Here is a 23,022-nt window from a genome sequence, read left to right as displayed (position 1 = left end):
TCACTCATGGGCAAACCCCTTCGGCCGCACGCGCAAGGTCAGCGCCGCCAGCACGGCAATGGTCAGGCCGCCCAGGACCGGGTTCACATAGATGCTGACCAATACCTGGCAAGCGCCGAATACCAGGCAGGTCAGCAACAGGCTCGTGATCGAATGCCCCGCCACCATCACCAGCATGAAGGCGCTGATCAGCCAGCCGACGCCCATATTGGGGTCGACGCTGGATAGCGGGGTCACCAGCGCGCCGCCCAGGGTGCCCAGGCCCGCGCCCAGGCTGAAGGTAATGAAGCGGATGCGCGCGGCATTGATGCCCAGTCCGCTGGCCAGCGGTTCGTTCATGATGACGGCGCGGGTGCGCACGCCGAAGCGTGTGCCGTTCAGCAGGCCGGCCAGCAATGCCCACAGCGCCAGCGCCGCCGGAATCAGGACGATGCGATACGCCGAATAGCCGGTACCCGCCACGGTCCAGATGCCGGACAGCGGCGCATCGGCGAACTGCACTTCGCGCCCGAAGGCCAGCACGATCAATTGCCCGATGACGATCCCCAGTCCCCAGGTCGCCAGGATCGCATCCAGCGGGCGCCGGTACAGCGGGCGCACGACCAGCCATTCCACCGCCATCCCCGCCACGATGCCGCAGAGCACGGCCAGGGGCCAGGCCAGCCACGGATCCAGGCCCAGCCGCGTGACGACGTAGCTGACGTAGCCGCCCAGGGTAATCAAGGCGCCATGGGCGAAATTGACGATCTTCATGACGCCGAAAATCACCATCAGCCCGGCCGTTACCACGAACAGCATCGCCGCCGTCGTCAGCACATCCAGTAGTAGGTCCATATCAGTGGTCCAGTGCGCCTTGCGCCATCCGCCTCCGGGCTGCCGGACGCATTACTTGATGTTGGGACATTGCGGGCCCGGATCGACCGCCGTGAAGGTTTGCAGGATTTTCACCGACCCATCCGCCTGGATCTGGCCCAGGTGCATGTTCAGGGCGGCGTGACGGCTTTTGTTCATGCTGACCGGTCCGCGCGGGCCGTCGTACGACACTTGCGCCAGCGCCGGGATGACCTTGTCGGAATCCGTCGTCCCGGCTTTTTCCACCGCGGCCTTGTACAGGAAAAAGGCTTCGTACTGGGGCTCGGACAGTTCATTGGGCGTCTTCAGCTCGGCGCCGAACTTCTTGTGCATGGCATCCAGGAAGCGCTTGTTCTGGGCGTTGTCGATGCTGGTCAGGTAGGACGCCGACAGGTACATCCCCGAGGCCACGTCGCCCATGGTCTTGGCCGTGCCTTCGTCGATCGCCAGGTTGCCGTACGGGATGGCGATGCCGGCCGCCTTCAGCTGCTTGGCCAGCGATACATTGGGCGCGCCGCCCGCGGTGGAACTGATCAGCGCGTCGGGCTTGGCGGCGCGGATCTTGGAAATCACCGCCGTCCAGTCGCTGCCGTCCATGGGCAGGTATTCCTCGCCCACGACCTTGCCGCCCTTCTGTTCGATGTATTTGCGCGTGAAGGCCAGCATGCCGCGGCCGAACGAGTAATCGCTGCCGACAAGGAAGAAGGTCTTGGCTTTCTCATGCCCGGTAAAGTAGTCCACCACCGGGGCCACCTGCTGTTCCGGCACCCATCCGTTGACATACAGCCACTTGCTGCACGAGCGGCCTTCGTAGAACGAAGTGTAGATATACGGCGTCTTGCCGCGCGCCACCACCGGCAGGCCGGCGCTGCGCGCCGCGCTGGTTTCCATGCCGATCACGGCGTCGACCTTCTTCTGGAAGACCAGCGTATCGAAAGCCTTCTGCGCGCCGACGGCGCCGGAGCCGTCATCGGCGATCTCCAGCTGCACCTGGCGGCCCAGGATGCCGCCGGACGCATTGATTTCGTCGACGGCCAATTGCGAGGACTGCACGGCCGCCGGCGCGACCACGCTGTTGGCGCCGGACAAGCCGACGGCGACGCCGATCCGGATCGGTTCGGCGGCCTGGGCCACGGCCAGCAGGCTGGCGCAGGCCAGGACGGCGGGGGCAAGGAAAGTAGCTGTGGTTTTCATCTTCTGTCCTGTGTAGTAAATAAGGTCGGACCGCCACGCGGCGGCGAACCGCGCCGTATCGCGCCGTATTGCGCGATACGGACCGGAGATGCGCGCGGACCGCGCTAGCCGGGACGCGTCTGCCCGGGCCCGGGTACGAGTCGATAAAGATCGTCGCGCCGGTCGCGCAGCACGACGTTGTAGGGATTCAGATGGCGGGCGGCGCGCGAGCGCTTCAGGTTGATCGCCGCGCAAAGGATTTCCTCCTGGTCGGGAGAGCCCGGCCCGGCCAGCGGCCAGCCCTGCGCGCCGACCACCAGGCTCTGGCCCAGGAACGGCTGGCCGCGCTCCACACCCACGCGATCGGCGCAAACGATGCTCAGGCCGTTGCTATGGGCCGCGGCCATTGCCAGGGTATTAGCCATGGTGGGGTGGCGCGGATCCTGTCCCGGCATGGGCACCCAGTTGGTCGGCATGCAGACGATATCGACGCCCTGCAGGGCGAGCAGGCGATACACCTCCGGAAACCACCCGTCATAGCAGATCGCCACGCCCAGCCGGCCATGCTCCGTATCGAAGACGGGCAAGCCCAGGTCGCCGGGCTCGAAGAACAGGTTCTCCTCGCCCCACAGATGCAGCTTGCGATAAGTGCCCAGGTAGCCGCGCGGGCCGATGACGGCCGCGGCGTTGTATAGGCGATCGCCCGCCCGCTCGGTGATGCCCGCCACGATATGGATGCCCAGGCGCGCCGCCGCCGCGATCCAGGCCTGGGCGGTGGGGCCGTCCGGCACGCTTTCCGCCAGGGCGAAGGCCTCGGGGCGGCTGTCGAAAACATAGCCCGTGTTGCACAGCTCGGGCAGCACCACAATGACCGCGCCGCGCGCCGCGGCCTGCTCGATCAATGCCAGCGAGCGCGCCACGTTCGCGTCCTTCTGCCCGATGCGGCAATCCATCTGCACGGCGGCCACGATGGTGTCCGGGAATACGCGCTCGCCGGCGGAAGCCAAAGACGACATGGAAACTCCAGAAACGAAAAATGCCTCCGCGCCGCGCCGGCAAGCCGGCTCGCTGCCGCAAGGAGGCATAGTCTTGCGGCGGCCCGGAAATAAAAAAGCCCTCGACCACGCTGGAAGCGCGATGCGAGGGCTTTCATAGCCTGTGTTTGCGCAGCAATCCTGCTGCGTCGGCCCGGGACAATATTGTCCTGGACCTGCGACAAATTATCCGGACTGCCACGTGCCGCTGTCAATGCAATACGGATTGGTGGATACCCTAGCCGGCTTCGCCCCGCCCCGCACGGCCACGGCGCGGACGAAGCGGGACCGCCATGCGCGCGGCGCGCTGCCGCCGCTATAGGTGCAGGCGGGTTTCCACGTACAAGGTGCGCCCGGGATACGGGTGATAGACGAAATACCTTTCGTCGAACAGGTTGTCCACGCCCACGCTGACCTCGCTATAGCGATTCAACCGGTAGGTGAACTTGGCATCCACGACGGTATACGTGCTGGTGCCGCCGAACACATCCGGATTGCTGTCGGTGTTGGTCAGCGTGTTGTACTGGCGTCCCGAATAGCGCACCGCGCCGGTCAGCGCGGCCTTGTCGCCAAAGCGATAGGTCGCGGCGAGGTTAGCGCGCCACAGGGGAATGCGATAGAAGTATTTGCCCACGGACGCCGGGTTCTGCGAATTGGCCAGTATCTTCGACTGCGTATAGGCGAGATTGGCGATGAGATCCAGCCCGCGGACACCGACGTCCTGCCCCTGGTAAGCGGTTTCGACGCCGCGCGAGCGCACTTTGTCGATGTTCTGGAAGCTGGTCACATTGGGAATCGTCGTGGTGTCGGTCTGGCTGAAGATGGTGTTTTCCACATCGTCCTGGAACAGCGACACGCGCAACACGCCGCTGTCGCCCGTCCATTGCGCGGTCAACTCCTTGGACAAGTCGTTTTCGGGCTGCAGGTCCGGGTTGTTGTTGATCAGCGTCGAACCGTTGATCTTCCCCTGGAACAACTCCCCCACGGTCGGAAAGCGGTAGGCGCGGCCGATGGAAGCCCGCAGCGTCAGGTCGTCCGTCGCATCGAAGGACAAGGATGCCTTGGGCGACGCATGGCGCTGATCGGCATTCGGGTACGACGCACGCACGCCGCCCACCGCCTGCGAGCCGCCATAGGCGCGCCAGTCCTCGTAGCGCAACCCATAAACGAATTTCCAGCGCGGAAGGAAACGCCACGCATCCTGGGCATACCAGGCCTGCGTCTGCGTGTTGCCCTTGAAGGCGTTGGCGAAGGCACCGGCGCTCCCATCCGACCAATCGTCCGTCGTGAAGGTCCTGCTGTCGGAAAAATAGCTGTCCACGTGGTAGCCGAACGCCAGGTCGTGGGCCGCCAGGCCCGCCGCCGATGCCGGCTGGGTATACGTCGACCGCAGGTCCAGCGTCTTCCATCCCGTGCCATCGCCATAGGTGACGGTGCCCGGCCCATCTCCCGGGCCGCCCTGGCTGGCGTTGCGGGCGACATTGCGCGCGACGTCGTAATACGAAGCGATCGCTTCCCCGTTCCAGCCGCTTGGATTGCGTGTTTTCAAGGACAGGCCATAGAGCCAGTTCTCGCTGTCGCCGCGGCTGGGCGCCAGCGCGGATGCAGGGATCGCGTACTCGTATCCGCCGATGTCGACCGTGCCCTGGTAGACCTTGTTCCCTGCGGGATCGCGCAGGAAGGTCGAGGTATCGCTGCGGTAGCGATCGCGCCAATAGCCCACCGTCGCGCCACCCTGCAGCGTGGGTGTGAAGTCGTATCGCAGCTTGAGCTTGAACTGGTCTTCCACGGTGCGCTCGATGCCCTCGCCGTTCACGCCCAGTACGACGGTGGGCGCGCCAGTCTGATTCTCGTAGAAGCGGGCGCCGGTCACGGGCGTGTCGCCCGCGCGGGCCGGCGTGGTCGAACGCGGCAGCGTGGCGAACTGCAGCGGCTGGCTGGTGTTCTCCAGATGGCCTGCGTCCAGGCGATAGGACAACTTGCCGACCCGGTCGCCGAAGGAAGCCGAGCTCTGGCCGCCCGTAAAGTCGCGATCGACGCCGAACAGATCGAAGTGCTGCGTATACCCCTTCACGTCCGCGTGGGCTTCGAAGGCTTCGGGCATGCGCGTGGTCATCAGCACGGTGGCGCCCAGCGAATTGCCCGGGTACAGCGCCGAATAAGGGCCGTAGATGACGTCGACGCGGTCGATCTCGTCGGGCGCGACCATGGACCAGCGCGGGGCGAAGCTAAAGCTGTTGCCCAGCAGATTGCTCAACAGCAGGCCATCGGCATAGACCAGGCCGCGCGCGCTCTGGCTATTGCTGGTGCCGCGCACGGCGATCAGGGAGTTCTGGTCGCCGATGAAGCGTTTGCGCACCGCCAGATTGGGCAGGTACTTCAGCGTGTCCTCGCTATTGACGACGTTCCAGTTTCCGAACTGCTCGCGCGAGACGGACTCCACCGAAGCCGGCAGGTCGGGATCGAAGGCGGGCGCATCGCCGGCGTCGGCGGTCACGCTGACGGTAGGAAGCACGGATGGCGCCGGATTGCCGGGCGCCGGTCCGGAAGGCACGGTGGCGGCCGCATCGCCAGGCGGGGCTTGCGGCGGAGAGGCGGATGGCGCATCGGGGGCCACGCCGACGGCGGGAGACAAGGCGGGCGTGGCATCGGCGGCGCAGGCGCGCGCGGGCAGCAGCAGCGGCAGGATGCCGCCACCGGCCAGCCCCGCCGCCAGGCGCGCGCACGACAGCGCGCGCCGCAAGGCAGGATAGGACATCGGATTTCCTGATATCGAAATGGGAAGACGAACGCACACGCCGACACGAGGCGGCGGCATTCGGATCGCGAGACGGGGATCAGGAAATGGCGGGCGGGGCGCGCGGGCGGCCCGAGGGGAAGGCGCCGAACGGCGTATAGCGCGTCAGGACCGGCAATACGAGCGTGCCGAACAGCAGCAAAAGCGGCGCGAGCGGCGCGGGCGGCACCATGGATATCGCGGGCGCATGGTTGAACAGATCGCAATAACCGCAATCGTCCATGGGCCCCGAGCGATGATCGGCATGGCCGCCGCTGCCGCCCGCCGCCGCGCCGTGTCGCATGCCCGGCATGTCTTTCATGCCGTTCATCGCCGTCGCGGCGGCACCGTCGGAGCGCGCGTCGACCGCAAACAGGCTGACCGTGTGTTCACCCTGGCCGTCGACCGTGCAGACGGGCAAAACGAAGGTCCGTGCGGCACGGACGAAATGGCTTGCCGTCGGCGCGAACGCGATCAGGCACATGGCGAGCAGGCCAAGCCAGGCGGTCAATTGTCGGCGAAGGTGACGGGCCATGATTTCGAAATGAGATTCGTTCTCTAGTGTACCCGCGAATCTTCGCACGGGTGACTGGACAAATTGCCCCAGTCCGTCGCGCCGCGGGCACGGGCTTCCGCAGGTTCCTAGGCGCTCATCCTGGCCCGCAGCCGTTGATTGATCGCCAGCAGGATCACGCTGGCCGTTCCGGCGAACAGGCTCAGCAGCACCGTCAAGGTCATGATCAGGTCGACGTTGTGCAGGCCGATGGCGCTCATCAAAAGAAACCCCAGTCCGCGCTGGGAAGCGAACATTTCTCCCAGCAAGGTGCCGATCAGCGTCAGCGAGAAACCGATGCGCAATCCGGCGAAGATTTCCGGCAACGCGGACGGGAAGATGATGCGCGTGACCATGTCCCACGGCGCCAGGCCCATGACCCTGCCCGTCTTCAGATGTACCGCGCGTACATTGCGCACCGCGTTGACCGTGAAGAGCGCGATGGGGATCACTCCATGGATGGTGCCGAACGCCACCTTGGAGGATATGCCCAGCCCGAAGGCCAGCAGCAGGATCGGGTACAGGGTGATCTTCGGGATCGAATACAGCGCGATCAGCATCGGCTCGAATACTTCGCCCAGGAAGCGGTGCCCGCCCAGCACGAAGCCGACCGCCAGGCCGATGATCACCGCCAGCGCCAGCGCCATCCCGAAGGCCCGTGCCGTTTCGGCCAGGTGCGCGCCGAACTGCGCCGTGGTCACGAAGCGCAGCGCGAATTCCAGCGTCTGCGCCGGGGAACGCAGGGCCACGTCGCCCACCAGCCAGTAGAGTATCTGCCAGGCGACCACTACCACGACCAGCAGGGTGAAGGTATTGCGCAGTATGGAGGGCCGGCGGTTCATCGCAATCCCCTGCGCGCCAGGATCGCCTTCTCCCAGCGCGCAAACAGCATATTGATCGACACGGACACCAGCAGGATCAGCAGGATCAGCGGGTACATGGTCTTGTTGTCGAAGTTGTTGTAGGCGAAGCTGATTTCGTAGCCCATGCCGCCGTTGGACATGATGAACTCCGCCCCGATGATGCCGATGAGCGAATAGGCCACCGCCAGCTTCGCGCCGGTCAGGATATACGGCGCGGCATAGGGCAGCGTGATGCGCCAGGCGGTTTCGCGCACGCCCATGTGCTGCACGCGCGCCGTCTTCAGCAGCACGCCGGGCACGCGGTCCAGCCCGTTCAGGGTGTTGACGATCACGGCCACCACGCCCAGCATCGCGCCGATGAATATCTGCGGCGCCGCATTCAGGCCGAAGACGATGATCAGCAGCGGATAGAAGGCGAACACCGGAATGGCGTAGTACGTGGCGAACAGCGGTTCCAGCGTGTCCCGCACACGACGCAGCCGGTGGATCACGATGGCGCCCGATACGCCCAGCGCCACCGCGGCGATGAACGCGACGGCGGCATTGCCCAGCGTCTTGGCGATGGCGCCGTTCAACGAACCCGACACCAGCATGTTGACCAGGTCCACGATCATGCGATGGGGCGGCTGCATGGTCAGATTGTCGATGACGCCGGCCAGGCAAAGCGCTTCCAGCAGCGCCACGCAAGCCAGCAGGATGGCGATGCGCCAGACGCGGGCCCGTTTCACGATTGTCCTCCGGGCGCCATGGCACCTATCGATTTCATGGACTCTTCGCGCAGCGCGCGCCACAGCCGCGCCGTGATGGCGCCGAAGCGTTCGTCCTGCACGATGCGGCTGTCGCGATCGCGCGACCAGCCGGTTTCGACGATATCGATCAATCTTCCCGGCCTGGCCGACATGACGCCGATCCGGTCGGCCAGCATCGCCGCCTCGTCCAGCGCGTGGGTAATCAGGAACACCGTCGCGCCGGTCTTGCGCCAGAGGTTCAGGACTTCGTCCCCCATCAGCAGGCGGGTCTGCTGGTCCAGGGCGCCGAAGGGTTCGTCCAGCAGGATCAGGCGCGGTTCTGTCACCAGCGTGCGAGCGATGCAAACACGCTGGCGCATGCCGCCGGACAGCTGGGCGGGATAGCTTTCCGCGAACGGCGCCAGCCCCATCATCGCCAGCGCGCGGTCCACGCGCCGCGCTTTTTCCGCGGCCTCGATGCGCTGGCGGCGCAGGCCGAAGGCAATGTTCTCGCGCACGGTCAGCCAGGGAAAGGACGCGTCCTCCTGGAACACCACGCCGACGCCGTCCGGAATGCGGCCGACGATGGGCTCGCCCTCGAAGGCCACCTCGCCGCGCGTGGCCGTGGACAGTCCCGCCACGAGCTCCAGCAGCGTGCTCTTGCCGCAGCCGGACGGGCCCACCACGGCAAAGAACTCGCCCTGGCGCAACTCCAGGTCTATCGGTCCGAGCGCGTGGAGCGTATCGTCGGGACCGCCCCCCGGCCGCGCGAACAGCTTGTCCACGCCGCGCATGGAAACGTGGGCGGCCGCCGGCGCGCCGGTCCTGGGATCGCCGGCGCGCCGGCCGGGCATGGCATGCGGATAGACTTGCGCGACGCGTGACATGGCTACTTCACCTTCTTCAGGTCATCGGGCAGGTAGCGCGTGTCGATCAGCTTGTCCAGGTCGACATCGCCCTTGATGGCGCCCACCATTTTCTGTACGTCGACCGCGCGTTTCAGGCCGTCCATATGGATCTCGCCGGCTCCCCAGTACGGGATGCCGTTGGTGCGGCTGGCGACCAGATTGCGCACGGCCGCGCGCGCGACGGCCGGCTCCAGGTTGTACACCTTGGCGACGATGTCGCCGGATTCGTCGGGGTGCTTCTCCATATATTCAACCGCCAGACGGCGCGCGCGGATCACCCCCTTGATGAAGGCCTCGCGTTCCGGCGACACGCCCGAACCCGCGGCGATCCCGATGACGTTGGCGATAGGCGGCAGCATGTCCTGGGCCACGGCGATGGCGCGGTACTTGTCGCGATACTTGGACCATAGGGGTTCCGGCACCGGCGTGGCATCCACCAGCCCGGTATCCAGCGCGGCAATGCCTTCGCCGAAGCCGCCGGTCTTTACCAGCTCGACGTCTTCCGTCTTCAGCCCGCCGGATTGCAGCACCAGCGTGGCCAGTGCCTGGCTGGTGGACCGGGGGTTGGTGTAGCCCATCTTCTTGCCCTTCAGGTCCTTGACCGAATGGATGGGCGCATCCTTCTTCACCGCCCACACGAACTCCGCCACCGTCAGGACGTTGTCGCTGACGATCTTGATGTCGGCGCCCTGCTGCGCGGCGGCGATAACGGCGTTGGGATTCACCTCCGCATACGGCGCGTTGCCGGCCAGCATATTGCGCAGCGTGGTACCGCCGCCGGCGGAGGTCAGGATGCCGGTTACGTTGGCACCCTCCTGCTTGAAGAAACCCTTGGCCATGGCCACCGCGAACGGCATGCCATTGGCGGAAACGCCGTAGTTGCTGACGACGATGTCCTCCGCCTGCGCGGCACCCGCCAGGGCAAGGCCCAGCAAGGCCGCGCCGGCGCGCCGCATCAGCGCGGTCCTGTCGAATCGTTTCTGCATGGTCTCCTCCGGTTCTTTTGGTTTGCTTCGTGGATAGTGACGTCACGGATGGGGCGGCTGGCCACCCTCGATCGCGCGCCAGCCTGCCAGGTCGGTCGCGCGGTCCAGTGCCTGGCGCACGTCGGCGCCGTCCGCCATGGGCACGAGCGGCGCCGTGCCGTCGGCATGGCGCCGCAGCGCGTTCAGGCCGTCGCGCAAGGCCCGCACCACCCGCAGGATCAGGCTGGCCGGATACGACACCTGTGTGTATCCCATTGCGCCCAGTTCGGCCGGGCTGAGCCAGGGCGTGTCGCCGCCCTCGAACATGGCCGCCGACAGATAGGCGCCCTTCAAGGCCGCGCCGACCCGCCGATAGTCTTCCTCGCGGCGCAGGCCGGCGATGAACACGCCATCCACGCCCAGCTTCAGGAAGCGCTCGGCCCGCCGCAGCGCCGCATCCAGGCCCAGCGGACCGTAGGCATCGGTGCGGCCGATGATGAACGTCTCGGGATTGCGGCGGGCCTGCATCGCGGCCTTGAGCTTGGCTTCGATGACGGCCTCGTCCACCACCAGGGCCGCCTTGTCGGCGCGCTGCTGCTTGTGGTCGCGGCTCTGGTCTTCCAGCAGGAATCCGCTGACGCCTATGGCCTCGTACTGCGCGACCAGCCGCGCCACGCTCTTGACGTCGCCATAGCCGTCGTCGGCATCGGCCAGGAAGGGCAGCCTCGACGCGGCGGCGATGTCGCGCAGGCCATCGGCCATATCGGTCAGGCCGATCAGGCCGATGTCGGGATACGCATGCCGAGCCGCGAGCATGGCGGAACCGCCCACCGCGAAAGCCTGGAAGCCGGCCTGCTCTATCAGGCGCGCGGACAACGCGTCGTGCGCCAGCGGCGTGATCAGCGGCGTTTCGCGCTTGAGCGCGTCGCGCAGGCTGGGACGGGTCATGATGCGGTACTCCTTTGCAACGCGGCGGGGAACAGCCAGCCGGATTCGGCGCGCCGGCGTTCATAGTGCGCCTCGATGGCCGGCAAACGGGACAGGGTCATGGCGATCTCGTCGTCACCGCGCATCAGCGCCTGCGCGCGCGAGACCGGGATGGAGAATGGATACGTCGCGCCGTCCGGGCCGGTAACGGTAAGCGTCGCCAGATCGACGCGGCAGGTGGGCGCGGCGCGGTCCTGCGCCGCGGCGCGCAATGCCCGATAGGCCCCGGTGTCGATGATGGCCGCCACCAGGCCGTTGCGGAAGGCGTTCTCGTAGAAGATATCGGCGAAGCTGGGCGCCAGCACGCAGCCGATGCCGAACTGCGCCAGCGCCCATACCGCCGCTTCGCGGGAACTCCCGCAACCGAAATTCTCGTCCGCCAGCAGGACGCGGGCGCGACGGTAGGGCTCGCGGTTCAGGATGAAGTCCGGCCGCTCCCGGTCCTGTTCGTCGTAGCGCCAGCCGCCGAACAGGCCCTTGCCCATGTCGGCGGTCGCGGTACGCAGCCATACCGACGGAATGATGGCGTCGGTATTGATGTCGGCCATGGGCATCGCCGCCATGACGCCCGCAATCTCGCGCACGGGTTGCCTCATGCCGCCGTCTCCCCCGCGCGCGTATGCGCCGGATGCATCCTGCCCGGGGCACACGCGCGGACACGCGCGATCGGTCTCATAGGAGCATCTCCTTGCGCACGTCGGCGATATGCCCGCGCAGCGCGGCCGCCGCCACCATGGCGGGGCTGGCCAGATGGGTACGGCTGGCCGGCCCCTGGCGGTTCTCGAAATTGCGATTGCTGGTGGCGATGCAGCGCGCGCCGGCGGGCACCATGTCATCGTTGATGCTGACGCACATGGAGCAGCCGGCCTCGCGCCATTCGAACCCGGCGTCGCGGAATACGCGATGCAGGCCCAGCGCCTCGGCCTCGCGCTTGACAGCCATGGAGCCCGGCACCACCAGCGCGCGCACGCCCGGGGCGACGCGCCGGCCCCGCACGACGGCGGCGGCGGCCTGCAGGTCGGACAGGCGGGAATTGGTACAGGATCCGATAAAGGCAACATCGACGGGGATGCCTTCCAGCGGCATGCCGGGCGTCAAGCCCATGTAGTCCAGCGCCGCCGCGACACTCTCGCGCTGCCTGGCGTCGGCATAGCCGGCGGGGTCGGGAACGCGGCCGTCCACGCCGCCGACATGGGCCGGCGTCGTACCCCAGGTGACCTGCGGCGCCATGTCCGCGCAGTCGACCGCCACATCGCGGTCGAAAACCGCATCGGCATCGCTGCGCAGCTCCCGCCACGCCCGCACGGCCTGCTCGAACGCCACACCCGCGGGGGCGAACTCGCGTCCCCGCACGTATTCGAAAGTCGCCTCGTCGGGCGCGACCAGGCCCAGCCGCGCGCCCAGCTCGATGGACATATTGCACAGCGTCAGGCGGCCTTCCACCGGCAACGCCCGCACGGCATCGCCCGCATACTCGACGGCGCAGCCGCGTCCGCCCGCCACGCCCAGCGCGCCCATGGCCAGCAGGATCAGGTCCTTGGCCGCGATGCCCGCGCCCGGCCGCCCCTGGAACCGGACCCGCATATTGCGGGGTCGCGCCAATGCCAGGGTCTGCGTGGCGAGGACATGCTCGACCTCGCTGGTGCCGACGCCGATCCCCAGGGCCCCCAGCCCGCCGGCCGTCGATGTATGGCTATCGCCGCAGGCCAGGATACTGCCCGGCAGCGCGAACCCCAGTTCCGGCGCAATGACGTGGACGATGCCCTGGCGCGGATCCTCGATGCCGAAATGGCGGATATGGCCTTGCAAGGCATTGGCGCGCATCAGCGTCAGCAGTTCGCGGCCGCCGGGGTAGCTGTCCTCGTCGCGTCCCGGCCGCGTGGAAACGATGTGATCCTGCGTGGCGATGGTCAGTTCGGGATGCCGCACGGTACGGCCTTCGCGCGCCAGGCCGGCAAAAGCGACGGCGCTGGTGGTTTCCTGCAGCACGTGGCGGTCGACGAACACCAGGTCGCGGCCGTCGTCCAGCCGATCGATCAGATGCGCGTCCCAGATCCTGTCGAAGACGGTCCGCGGGGAGTCGCCCCCGGTCCGCGTGTCCTGGACCTTCGAACGCGGCCGGGCGGCGTCGCCGCCAGCGATGCGTGGCATGATTTTTTCTCCTCCAGGGATGCTGCAGCGCAACCCGGCTTATCCATCACCGCGCGATCCTGCCGCGCGGTTTTCCGCTTTATTCTTCGCGGAGATTTTGCGTTAGGATAAATGCAAGCCCTGGCGCTTCAAACCAAAATTTATGCAGGGTCCCTTGAGAAAAACTCAGAGCACATGGCCAGACGCCTTCCTCCCCTGAACGCGCTGCGGGCCTTCGAGGCCACCGCGCGCAACGGCAGCCTGACCCGCGCCGCCCAGGAACTATCCGTCACCCAGGGCGCCGTCAGCCGCCACGTCAGTCAGTTGGAGGATTGGCTGGGCGTCCAGCTGTGCCTGCGCCTGCGCCATGGCATCGAAACTACGGTCGAGGGCGCCAGCTATGCGGCAACCCTGCGCGCCGCATTCGACCTGATCGAAACGCAGACGCGGCAGTTGCGGGCACGGCCCACCGACAACATCCTGCGCATCAAGTTGCCGCCCACATTCGCCATTCGCTGGTTCGTGCCCCGGCTGGCGCGCTTTCACGCACTGTATCGCCACATCGACGTGCACATCACGACCTCGCACCAGCAAGTGGAATTCGATCGCGACGAAGTCGACCTGTGCATCCATTCCGGGCCGGCGCCGATCCCGGGGGCGGTCTGCCGCAAGCTGTTCGGAGAGATCCTGCTGCCGGTCTGCAGCCCTGGCCTGTTCAGGAACGCCCCTCCCCCGCGCGAGCCCGAGGATCTTTCGCGCTTCGTCCTGTTGTGCTCCATGCACCGCGCATCGGACTGGCCGGACTGGCTGGCCGCCGCCAACGTAACGACCATCGATGGCAACAGCGGCCTGAAGTTCGAGAACTCCGCGCTGGCCTATCAGGCGGCCACCGACGAACTGGGCATCGTCATGGCGCAGCGCGCCTTTGTAGAGGACGACCTGCGCACCGGGCGCCTGCTGGCGCCCCTGGCGCTGCGGGTAAACACCGCCAACGCCTACTACCTGGCCTACCCGAAGGGCCGGCAGGATACGCCGATGATCAAGGCCTTCGAGGAATGGATCGTCCAGGAGACCGCGCAGATGGAGGAGGCCGCCCGATAAGCCCGCACGGCCGCGGGCATTCCCAGGCGGCGCGCGCTCAGGCGATATCGAGCGGTTCGAAAGACTTCACCAGATCATCCAGACGCTTGAGCTGCGTCAGGAAAGGCTCCAGCTTGTCCAGCGGCAAGGCGCTGGGGCCGTCGCATTTCGCGTTGTCCGGATCCGGGTGGGCCTCCAGGAACAGTCCGGCCAACCCCGCCCCGATACCCGCGCGCGCCAGCTCGACGACCTGCTCGCGGCGTCCGCCCGAAGCCGCCGCGCCGGCGGCGCGCTGCTGCAGCGCATGCGTCACGTCGAAGATCACCGGACGGTTGCCGCTGACTTTCTTCATCACGCCGAAGCCCAGCATATCGACCACCAGGTTGTCGTAGCCGAAGCTGGTGCCGCGATCGCACAGGATGATCTGTTCGTTGCCCGCCTCGACGATTTTCTCGACGACGTTCTGGATCTGCGACGGGCTCATGAACTGCGGCTTCTTGATGTTGATCACGCGGCCGGTCCTGGCCAGGGCCACCGCCAGATCCGTCTGCCGCGCCAGGAAGGCCGGCAATTGCAGGACATCCACCACCTGGGCGACCGGGTCCGCCTGCCAGGGCTCGTGCACGTCCGTCAGCACCGGCACGCCGAACTCGGTTTTCACGGCTTCGAATATCCGCAGGCCTTCTTCCAGGCCGGGTCCGCGATAGGAATGGATGGACGAGCGGTTCGCCTTGTCGAAAGACGCCTTGAAAACGTAGGGGATACCGAGCTTGCGCGTGACTTTCTGGTAGTGCTCGCACGAGCGCAAGGCCAGGTCGCGCGATTCCAGCACATTGATGCCGCCAAACAGCACAAACGGCCGATCGTTACCGCAAGCGATATCCGGCGTAATGGAAACAAGGGACTGAGACATGGTCGGGGTCCGGACAGAAGAAAAGTAGAATCATAGTCTCCCGGCCCGGCCTCAAGAAAATGAACATGCCCGCCACGCGCACGTCCCGCCCCGCGCTTCCCGACGCCATCGATTTCCGCCTGGCATCCCCCGATCGCGACGCCGCCGAGCTGACCGCCCTGCTGCACCGCGCCTATGCGCGGCTCGGCGACATGGGCCTGCGCTACATGGCCGTCGACCAGACCGCCGATATCACCCGGCAACGCATGGCCATGGGGGAATGCCACCTGGCCGTGCTGGATGGCGCGATCGTCGGCACCGTGCTTTTCAAGCCCACCGACCGCACGCGTGGCAGCCCATGGCTGGACCGGCCGGATATCGCCAGCCTGGCACAACTTGCCGTGGATCCCCTGATCCAGGGAGCCGGGCTGGGCAACCGCCTGATGGCCCTGGCCGAAACGCGCGCCAGGAAATCCGGCGCGCGTGAAATCGCCCTCGATACGGCGGAACCCGCCACGCATCTCAGGCACTGGTACTCGTCGCGGGGCTACCGCTTTATCGAGTACGCGCAATGGAAGCACACCAACTACCGCAGCGTGGTCATGAGCAAGGTATTGCCGGCTTAGGCGATCGCTACGGGTCTTGTGCAGCGAGACCGGCCAGGGAATCCCGGGTAGCAGCCCGGGGCGCAAAAAAACCCGCAGGGCGCAATGCCGTGCGGGTTTTAGCCTGGATATCCTTACGCAGCCATGTTCGGCGGCCCGTCATGCCCAAAGTGGCGAGCTTGCCTGGAATACCCGACCAGGGCTGCGTTGCTGGAGAACATCAAACCGGCGTGTAGATGAAGTCCCGGATGATCTTGCCAGGCTGCTTCGCGTCGCCGTCGCGAATGGCCGGGCCAAACAGGGCGTTGAACAGATCCGCCTTGCGGTTCTCCACCGAGGTCATATAAAGGGAATCGAGATAACCGACCTGATATTCGGACGGCCGCCCGAACCCTTGGGCGGGTTTGTAGATGGAGAACGAATCGCCAGGTGCCGGCGTTCCGAACATTTCGGCGCGCAGGCCGTCCGCTTCTATCACCGTACCGCGCGAATCGAAGGCTCGCGGTGCGGTCTTTTCGCCGGTAATCCTGTTTTCCACCGTATAGAGCGGCTGGTTGGCGGTCCCGCTGAATTCGATCGAGAATGCCCCACGCGCAAAGACGTCTGCCTTGGAGCCGAAGAAGGCGCCGGCGCCCGTATTGCCGGGAAGGGCCCGGACTTCTCCATCGACCGCGCGCAAATCGAAATAGGGCTGGCCATCCTGATGATTGGCGTCGACGCGGTCGTAGTCGAACTGGCCTTCGATCCAGCTTTCGGCCCAGGCGCGATCGCGCGTGCGGCCCATGGCCGCTTCCTTCTCCTGTACCTGGCTGATCAGGCCCTCGTAGTTGCCGGAATCCTTCAGCCGCTGTACGGCAGCCTGCTGCAAGGTGTCGTAGAGACCGCTTTTCTTGGTCTCGGAGACCACAAAGTCGTAGGTGGCCTGCAAGGCTCCGACACGCTGGGCAGCGTCGGACTTCGGCCCCAGCGTCGGGTCCTGCCGCATACGGTTGACCAGGGTTTTCACCTCTTGTTGGGCCTTGTTGATCAGCCCGACTTTTTCCTGCAGCTGCACGGTCTCGTAAGACGGCGTGCCGCACATTCCATTGGATAGGAATGCGCCCCGGCCGATGTCCGGTTGGGCGGAAGAGGTCGCGGGCGCCTCGTAGGAGGCGAATGCCTCTGCCGCGCCGAGCTGGCCGCCCTGCGGCTCGGTGGGGGCCTGGTATCCGGCGTAGGCGTGAACGGGATTGGAATTGACTGAGGTAATAGACATATGAGGGTTCCTTATCGCGCATTGAAAGCAATGCGCAAGTAAGTGGCCGTCGCCATACGTCCCTCTCGGGCCAAAGTCCAATTTCCTGGGCGATTTTGTCGTACTGGAACCACGGCATTAAACGCTACTGTTACCGCGGCTTGCCAGAGATGACAGGAATACAAGACGCGCCGTGCGTCCGCCCGGCCGACCGCATGGCCCACCGGCCGGGATATCGACGGCACCGACAGGCACCAAGGACAGGACCGCATCCGGTCCGCACAACAAGGCGCGAGCGAAACGAGCAGGGCATCCGTCATACCTATAATCCCCAGATCGCAGAGACCCTGACATGCCTATGTTTCGCCCTTCGAGCCTTCTTTCGCTGATCATGCTGCGCACGATTGCTGGCGACGGCGCGGCATCCGTGCCACCGACGCGGGACCGGCCGGCCGATTTCGTCGATGTCGCGGCATTCAGCCAACGGGACAAGCCGCGCCGCGTCCAGATCGACATGCGGTATGCCGGCAGCGATAACTTCATCGGCCGGCCCGTCGCGGGATACGGCGCGAACAAATGCCTGCTTACGCAGGCGGCCGCGCGCGCAGCCATGCAGGTGGCCGACCAACTGGAACCCTACGGCCTGACCTTGCGATTCCTGGACGCATATCGTCCGCAGCGCGCCGTGGACGATTTCGTCGCCTGGGCCGGGACGCCGGGCGATGAGCGGATGAAAGCCTCGTTCTATCCCGATGTCGACAAACAGAACCTGTTCAAGGAAGGCTATCTGGCGCAAAGATCCAGCCACAGCCGCGGCAGCGCCATGGACGTCGTCATCGCGGCGATCGACGGCGTGCCGGGCGAAACGCTGGATTTCGGCACACCGTACGACTACTTCGGCCGCCAGTCCCACCCCTCATACGCGGCACTGTCGGCGGCGCAAAAAGCCAACCGGCTGCTACTGCGCACCTTGATGGTCCAGGCGGGGTTCAAGCCGATAGAAACGGAATGGTGGCACTTCCAGCTCGCCGACGAACCCTATCCGCGGACCTACTTCGACTTCCCGGTGGAATGATCCGCCCCTTGGAGTTCTGTTGGCAGGCAATCCGGGGGGCTGTACAGCGGATGTGGGTCCTCGGTAACGCCTGAAATCTGTCTTTGCTGAAGAAGCCGGTGCCGGGCGAAGGCCTTCCGAATCAATTGCCTGGGTCTTGAATAACAGCGCCCCACCTCTTGATTTCCGCTTCAAGGAAATGACGGTGGCCGTCCGGCGCGAGTCGTTCATCTGTGATGACATTAAGGCCCGCATCCGCCTGTTCCTTGCGGAATTCAGGGTCGTGAACCACGGTTCGGAGTGCCTCTGAGATTTTCCGGACGACAGAATCATCCGTTTTGGCCGGGGCGTAAAGTCCATACCAGACCGTCAACGGCGCGATGGGAATGCCGAACTGCTGCATCGTTGGCGTGGTTCCCAGGACAGTGCCAATCAGCGGCTGGGGGACTGTGACAGCGATCGCCCTGACCTTCCCTGCCTGGATTTGAGGAATGGCATTGGCAGTCAAATCGCACATAAGATCGACCTGACCACTTAGAAGATCGATCATGGCCGGACCCGTGCCCCGATACGGAACCATGGTGATACTTTTCTTCATCCGGGACTGCAATAGCGAACCGCACAGGAACGACGCCGAGCCTGTTCCCGCATTGGCCATACTGACCTGGGCTTGACTCGTCATCCACCGCAGGAAGTTATCTTTGTTGTCTACAGGGATCCCAGGCCGGGCTATCAGTACGAGTGGAGACTCGACGAAAATGCCCAAAGGGGTGAAGTCACCCAACGGGTTGAAGTCCAGCTTGCGATCGAGCGACGGTGCCGTGGCCATATGGGTGTGGTCCAACAATAGCGTGTACCCATCCGGCGCGGCGTGCTTGGCACTTATCACGCCGATGTTGCCGCCCGCGCCGCCCCGGTTAAGGATGACGATCGGCTGGTTAAGCTGCGGGATGAGTTTGGCTGCGAGTTGACGCGCAAGCCTATCCATGGGACCGCCCGCGGCGTAGGGAACGATCAGCGTGATCGGATGATCCGGAAAAGCCGCATGGGCGACGCCTGGCCCCAGGATAAAGAACGCAAGCGATGCGGCGAGCCCTCTCTTCAGGAATTTCATGATGTGCTCCGTCTTCGCCTCAGGTGTCCAGTCGTTGCGCGGCCTGGGCTACGGCTTGTGCACGAATTGCGTGGCGCTTGCGGGTTGCATCCAGGCAGCGCTGGACGATGTAGTCGGGAGACGTGCGTGGCGTGCCGCCTGCGAAGGGAGGCTCCGGGTCGTATTCGATCTGCAATTGGATTTGCTGCGCGGTATCGTCGCCGAGCATCATGGCAACGACCTTGATGGCCATATCGATGCCGGAAGTCACACCGCCAGAGGTGAAGATGTTGCCGTCCACGCACATGCGGGATTCGTCCGGAATGGCGCCGAATTCACTCAAGAACTCTCGTGCCTGCCAGTGGCAGGCTGCGCGCCTGCCACGAAGCAACCCGGCTGCTCCAAGCAGAAGCGAGCCGGTGCAAATACCGAAGATGTACCTGGCCTGTGCAGCCTGGCGGGCAGTGAAATCCACCCAGCGTTGATCCACCAAGGCATCGTCAGTCCCCGGCCCACCGGGAACGACCAATAGATCGCAGGGCTTGGCATTGTCGAACGTTGCGGTGGGAAGCATGGTCAAGCCACGGTCGGATCGGACTGGCTCCATGGATGGAGAGACCAAATCGATCTCGAAGCCCGGCGCACGAGCCAAAACTTCGTACGGCCCGGTCAAATCGAGTTGAGTGAGCGCGGGAAAGAGCAGAAAATTGACTTGCATATAGGAACCCCTTGAAAGTCTCCAAGGTAGAGGTCTTCGTGAATGAACATGCGCCAAAAGCAGCGGGAATTGCGCCAATTCACATTGGCTTTCTCGTGTTCCCCGGGTTTCAACCGATTGATTTGAGTGGGCCGTGGCAGGCGTTCACGACAGCCAACGATGAACTCGGCTACGGGCGTTATCGCCTTTCCACCTTTGGTCCCGAAACGCCCGCGCAAACCACCGACGGAGGCCTACGGGTCCTGGTCGACCACACGCTGGACGCGGCAACTGAATTTCGCCTGCACACGCTGATCGTCCCGGGTGGGGACGGTGTGCATCGCGCTGCTCAAGATCCTGTCATCCTGCAATGGTTGCGTGCCCGCGACCTGATCACGGCTCGAACCTGCAGCGTTTGCACGGGTGCGTTTTTGCTGGCGTCAGCCGGGTTTCTGGACGGACGGCTCGTCACCACGCATTGGCGTACCGCCGACCGGCTTCGCCAGGCGTTTCCAAACCTGGACGTTGTCGATGAACGTATCTTTTGCGAAAGCGGAAAATACTGGACGACCGCCGGCGTCACTGCCGGTATCGATCTGGCACTGACCTTGATCGAACATGATTGCGGCATCGCGATTGCCCAGCGTGTTGCCCGACGCCTGGTTGTCTATTTGAGGCGAAGCGGCGACCAACGCCAGTACAGCCAGACCCTGCGCGTGCAAGACCGTGCCAGCGCGCCATTCCGGGATCTCATCGGCAGCATGGAAAAGAGCCTGGCTTCGCCATGGACCGTGGATGACATGGCCGATCGGTGCAACATGTCGCGCCGGACGTTCCAGCGCAGATTCAAGCAGCACTTCGGCGTCCCGCCCCAGGAGCTGCTCAAGACTTTGAGACAGGAAAATGCCAGGCTGCTGCTGGCAAGCGGCAAGTTGACCAAGAAGGAACTTGCGCGGCAAGTGGGTTTGCCGGTGACCGACCTCGCCAACTTGATGTGAGGTGACCTTAAACGCTGCGGTACGACCGGATGAAGGGGCGTCCGGTACGGTCAGCCGCTTGCCCGCCCGGTCGCGGGTTCCGCGCCCGATCGCGCACCAGGGCCCTGATGGAAATGTCTTGCGCCACGCACTCGTTGACTATCATCCGCCCGCTCATCCCAGCGGCACCGGTTATCAAGTACATAAGACCGGTGGCTCCCGAGGGGCAGCGCACCCTCGTCACATTGGGACTAGCCCTGGATGGAGACGTTGGTGATTTCCTCGCTTCTGCGCCAGAGTTCTTCGGCCGCGCCCGGGTCGACCGCATAGGCTAGGACGCCAGTGCCGCGATTGGCACGATCTTCGGACAGACCGAAAGAGTTGCCATCTGGCAGAATCGGAGCGATATCGGAATCGGCGCAGAACACCCCGCCTTTACCCTCGAGTTGCGGACTGACCGCACACCAGACATGGGTGGCCGCGCCCTGCGGCACCGATTTCAAGTCACGGGCCAGATCGATGACCGGGCGACCATTCTGGTCGACGAATCCGGTCTTTTTCAGCATTTCCACCCCCACATGCGTGCCGAGGTTCGTCCCCGCGATTCCACCCGGATGGAGCGCGAATGCGCGAATGCCCTCGTCCTTGCCTCGCCGATCGAGGCCAACCGCGAAGAGAATGTTGGCGGTCTTCGACTGACCGTAGGCTTTGAAAGGCTCATAATCGCGGCGCTCGAAATTGATGTCGTTGAAGACGACCGGCGAGAAGCGATGCCCAGCGGACGAGACGGATACGACGCGCGCGCCACCGGCGCGCTTGAGCGCCGGCCAAAGTCGCAGAGCCAGCCTGAAATGGCCAAGGTGGTTGGTGGAAAACTGAAGCTCATTGCCTTGTGCGTCGCGCTTCAGCTCGGGCAGCGCCATGATGCCGGCGTTGTTGATGAGTAGATGAAGTGGCAGACCCGTTTCAACGAAATCGCGTGCGAAGTCATCGATCGAGTGAGGATCGGTGAGATCCATCGATTGAACCTCCATGCCGCCACCGACTTCGGCGACGGCCCTGCGTGCGCGCTCGACATCACGCGCCGGCACGATGATGCGCGCACCGGCTGACGCTAGCGAGCGTGCCGCTTCAAGCCCGAGGCCCGAATAACCTCCCGTAACGATAGCCACCTTGCCGACCAGATCGATGCCCTTGATGACGTCGGCGGTCGTGGAAGCGCGGCTAAAGCCTGAACCGATGGGTGCTTGTGCTGTAGTCATTGCCATATCTTCTTTTCCTTGATCAAACCAGGTTCGTGGTGCCCCATGCGATGGCGCGGTATCTCACTTCCATCAGGCCCGGGAAAATGACGGCACGGTTCGGCCATCGACCGTCATGCCGGAGAAGGCCAGCATCGGCGCCAGGGTTTCGTTGTTCTCGGACGGGAAATTCAGCTTCGGCTTGGAGACCAGGCTGAGTTTGCCGATCTGCTCGGCGGACAACGTCACTTCGAGAGAATCGAGATTGGCTTTGAGCTGATCCAGCCGCCTGGCACCGATCAGGGTGGATGTGACCCCAGCCTGCAAGCGGACCCACGCCAGCGCCACCGACGCGGGGCTGATGCCAAGCTCCGATGCAAGCTCCACGACGGCTTCGATGATGTCGTAGTCGGCCTCGCCCGGCACGCCGACCATGCTCGTACGCTTCGTATCGATCTGGCCTGTGCCGCCGCGCCGAAACTTGCCGCTCAGGAAACCGCTCTTGAGCGGTGACCACGGCATGATGCCCATACCCATCGCTTGCGCCATCGGAAACAGTTCGCCCTCGCTCGTCCGTTCCAGCAGCGAATATTCGAGTTGCAGCGCGATGATCGGCGCCCATCCGCGAAAGCGGGTGATCGTCTGGGCCTCGGCCGTCTTCCAGGCGGGGATGTCCGAGAACCCGACATAACGGATCTTGCCGGCCGTGACGAGATCGTCGAGGCCGCGCAACGTTTCCTCGATCGGTGCCATCCGATCCCAGTTGTGCAGCCAGTAGATGTCGATGTAGTCGCTGCGGAGCCGGTTCAACGAGGCTTCGCACTGCTGAACGAGCGCCTTGCGTCCGGCGCCGCCACCGTTCGGATCACCCGGGAAAAGGTTGCAATAGAACTTCGTGCCAAGCACGATCTCGTCGCGCCGGACTTTGTTCTGCTTGAGATAGTCGCCGATGATCCGTTCGGAATGGCCGGCGGTATAGATATTCGCCGTATCCACGAAGTTACCGCCGCGATTTCGATACTCGTCGAGCATGGCGAACGACTCTTCGGAGCTTGCGCCCCAACCGAAGTCTTCGCCGAAGGTCATGGTTCCAAGGCAATACGGGCTCACGCGCAAGCCCGAACGGCCGAGCGTGACATAGTGATTGAGAGGCATGGATTCTCCTGTCCAGGTCAGAAAA

The 23,022-nt window shown here is 64.8% G+C and carries 22 protein-coding genes; 4 read left to right on the top strand and 18 right to left on the bottom strand.

The window, feature by feature from the left end; genetic code table 11:
• The 12 genes from CAL28_RS08445 to leuC all read right to left on the bottom strand — a co-directional run bounded on the left by CAL28_RS08445 (position 1) and on the right by leuC (position 12,990).
• Positions 1 to 834, bottom strand: a complete 834-nt coding sequence (locus tag CAL28_RS08445; RefSeq protein WP_094840981.1) for a branched-chain amino acid ABC transporter permease — start codon at positions 832 to 834, stop codon at positions 1 to 3.
• A 51-nt stretch (positions 835 to 885) separates the two neighbouring features.
• Positions 886 to 2,046, bottom strand: coding sequence for a substrate-binding protein (locus tag CAL28_RS08440; RefSeq protein WP_094840980.1), 1,161 nt, complete (start codon positions 2,044 to 2,046; stop codon positions 886 to 888).
• Positions 2,047 to 2,150: 104 nt separating this feature from the next.
• The gene (locus tag CAL28_RS08435) at positions 2,151 to 3,041 is read right to left on the bottom strand and encodes a nitrilase family protein (protein WP_217906554.1); all 891 of its coding nucleotides are present in this window, start codon (positions 3,039 to 3,041) and stop codon (positions 2,151 to 2,153) included.
• A gap of 334 nt (positions 3,042 to 3,375) precedes the next feature.
• Positions 3,376 to 5,817, bottom strand: coding sequence for a TonB-dependent receptor (locus CAL28_RS08430; RefSeq protein ID WP_094840979.1), 2,442 nt, complete (start codon positions 5,815 to 5,817; stop codon positions 3,376 to 3,378).
• Between the two features lie 79 nt (positions 5,818 to 5,896).
• Positions 5,897 to 6,370 carry a DUF2946 domain-containing protein gene (locus CAL28_RS08425; protein WP_094840978.1) on the bottom strand — a complete coding sequence of 158 codons (474 nt, stop codon included), beginning with the start codon at positions 6,368 to 6,370 and terminating at the stop codon, positions 5,897 to 5,899.
• Between the two features lie 107 nt (positions 6,371 to 6,477).
• Positions 6,478 to 7,230 carry an ABC transporter permease gene (locus tag CAL28_RS08420; protein WP_094840977.1) on the bottom strand — a complete coding sequence of 251 codons (753 nt, stop codon included), beginning with the start codon at positions 7,228 to 7,230 and terminating at the stop codon, positions 6,478 to 6,480.
• Positions 7,227 to 7,979, bottom strand: a complete 753-nt coding sequence (locus CAL28_RS08415; RefSeq protein WP_217906553.1) for an ABC transporter permease — start codon at positions 7,977 to 7,979, stop codon at positions 7,227 to 7,229. Before CAL28_RS08415 ends, CAL28_RS08420 begins: the two co-directional genes overlap by 4 nt.
• Positions 7,976 to 8,866, bottom strand: a complete 891-nt coding sequence (locus tag CAL28_RS08410; protein ID WP_254926053.1) for an ABC transporter ATP-binding protein — start codon at positions 8,864 to 8,866, stop codon at positions 7,976 to 7,978. Before CAL28_RS08410 ends, CAL28_RS08415 begins: the two co-directional genes overlap by 4 nt.
• Positions 8,867 to 8,868: 2 nt before the next feature.
• A complete protein-coding gene (locus CAL28_RS08405; protein ID WP_094840976.1) occupies positions 8,869 to 9,873 on the bottom strand; it encodes an ABC transporter substrate-binding protein in 1,005 nt (334 codons plus the stop codon).
• Positions 9,874 to 9,915: 42 nt separating this feature from the next.
• A complete protein-coding gene (locus CAL28_RS08400) occupies positions 9,916 to 10,800 on the bottom strand; it encodes an isocitrate lyase/PEP mutase family protein (RefSeq protein WP_094840975.1) in 885 nt (294 codons plus the stop codon).
• Positions 10,797 to 11,435: a 3-isopropylmalate dehydratase small subunit gene (gene leuD / locus CAL28_RS08395; protein ID WP_094840974.1), complete on the bottom strand. Its 639-nt coding sequence runs from the start codon at positions 11,433 to 11,435 to the stop codon at positions 10,797 to 10,799. Before leuD ends, CAL28_RS08400 begins: the two co-directional genes overlap by 4 nt.
• Positions 11,436 to 11,511: 76 nt before the next feature.
• Entirely contained in the window at positions 11,512 to 12,990 is a 1,479-nt protein-coding gene (gene leuC, locus CAL28_RS08390) for a 3-isopropylmalate dehydratase large subunit (protein ID WP_094840973.1), read from the bottom strand.
• A 174-nt stretch (positions 12,991 to 13,164) separates the two neighbouring features.
• Here leuC and gcvA point away from each other — a divergent pair, with 174 nt between their 5' ends.
• A complete protein-coding gene (gcvA, locus tag CAL28_RS08385) occupies positions 13,165 to 14,070 on the top strand; it encodes a transcriptional regulator GcvA (protein ID WP_176463933.1) in 906 nt (301 codons plus the stop codon).
• 37 nt (positions 14,071 to 14,107) lie between these two features.
• On the opposite strand, the gene kdsA is transcribed toward gcvA, so the two are convergent.
• Positions 14,108 to 14,962, bottom strand: coding sequence for a 3-deoxy-8-phosphooctulonate synthase (gene kdsA / locus CAL28_RS08380; protein WP_094840971.1), 855 nt, complete (start codon positions 14,960 to 14,962; stop codon positions 14,108 to 14,110).
• A 65-nt stretch (positions 14,963 to 15,027) separates the two neighbouring features.
• Here kdsA and CAL28_RS08375 point away from each other — a divergent pair, with 65 nt between their 5' ends.
• A complete protein-coding gene (locus CAL28_RS08375; RefSeq protein ID WP_217906552.1) occupies positions 15,028 to 15,567 on the top strand; it encodes a GNAT family N-acetyltransferase in 540 nt (179 codons plus the stop codon).
• Between the two features lie 199 nt (positions 15,568 to 15,766).
• On the opposite strand, the gene CAL28_RS08370 is transcribed toward CAL28_RS08375, so the two are convergent.
• Positions 15,767 to 16,801, bottom strand: coding sequence for a hypothetical protein (locus tag CAL28_RS08370; RefSeq protein ID WP_094840969.1), 1,035 nt, complete (start codon positions 16,799 to 16,801; stop codon positions 15,767 to 15,769).
• A gap of 331 nt (positions 16,802 to 17,132) precedes the next feature.
• Here CAL28_RS08370 and CAL28_RS08365 point away from each other — a divergent pair, with 331 nt between their 5' ends.
• Positions 17,133 to 17,855, top strand: a complete 723-nt coding sequence (locus CAL28_RS08365; RefSeq protein ID WP_217906551.1) for a M15 family metallopeptidase — start codon at positions 17,133 to 17,135, stop codon at positions 17,853 to 17,855.
• Positions 17,856 to 17,976: 121 nt separating this feature from the next.
• Here CAL28_RS08365 and CAL28_RS08360 read toward each other — a convergent pair whose 3' ends face one another.
• Together CAL28_RS08360 and CAL28_RS08355 are read right to left on the bottom strand one after the other, a co-directional pair.
• Positions 17,977 to 18,948 carry a tripartite tricarboxylate transporter substrate-binding protein gene (locus CAL28_RS08360; RefSeq protein WP_094840968.1) on the bottom strand — a complete coding sequence of 324 codons (972 nt, stop codon included), beginning with the start codon at positions 18,946 to 18,948 and terminating at the stop codon, positions 17,977 to 17,979.
• 19 nt (positions 18,949 to 18,967) lie between these two features.
• Positions 18,968 to 19,645: a DJ-1/PfpI family protein gene (locus tag CAL28_RS08355; RefSeq protein WP_094840967.1), complete on the bottom strand. Its 678-nt coding sequence runs from the start codon at positions 19,643 to 19,645 to the stop codon at positions 18,968 to 18,970.
• An 11-nt stretch (positions 19,646 to 19,656) separates the two neighbouring features.
• On the opposite strand from CAL28_RS08355, the gene CAL28_RS08350 reads away from it, so the two are divergent.
• Entirely contained in the window at positions 19,657 to 20,622 is a 966-nt protein-coding gene (locus tag CAL28_RS08350) for a GlxA family transcriptional regulator (RefSeq protein ID WP_369597665.1), read from the top strand.
• A gap of 230 nt (positions 20,623 to 20,852) precedes the next feature.
• Here CAL28_RS08350 and CAL28_RS08345 read toward each other — a convergent pair whose 3' ends face one another.
• On the bottom strand, positions 20,853 to 21,863 hold the full coding sequence (locus CAL28_RS08345; protein ID WP_094844489.1) for an SDR family NAD(P)-dependent oxidoreductase: 1,011 nt from the start codon (positions 21,861 to 21,863) through the stop codon (positions 20,853 to 20,855).
• Positions 21,864 to 21,935: 72 nt separating this feature from the next.
• The gene (locus tag CAL28_RS08340) at positions 21,936 to 22,997 is read right to left on the bottom strand and encodes an aldo/keto reductase (protein WP_094840966.1); all 1,062 of its coding nucleotides are present in this window, start codon (positions 22,995 to 22,997) and stop codon (positions 21,936 to 21,938) included.
• Positions 22,998 to 23,022 lie beyond the last annotated feature (25 nt).

It is taken from the genome of Bordetella genomosp. 11 (assembly GCF_002261215.1).
Lineage (GTDB): Bacteria > Pseudomonadota > Gammaproteobacteria > Burkholderiales > Burkholderiaceae_B > Bordetella_C.
This window is presented reverse-complemented; position numbering and strand designations above follow the sequence as displayed.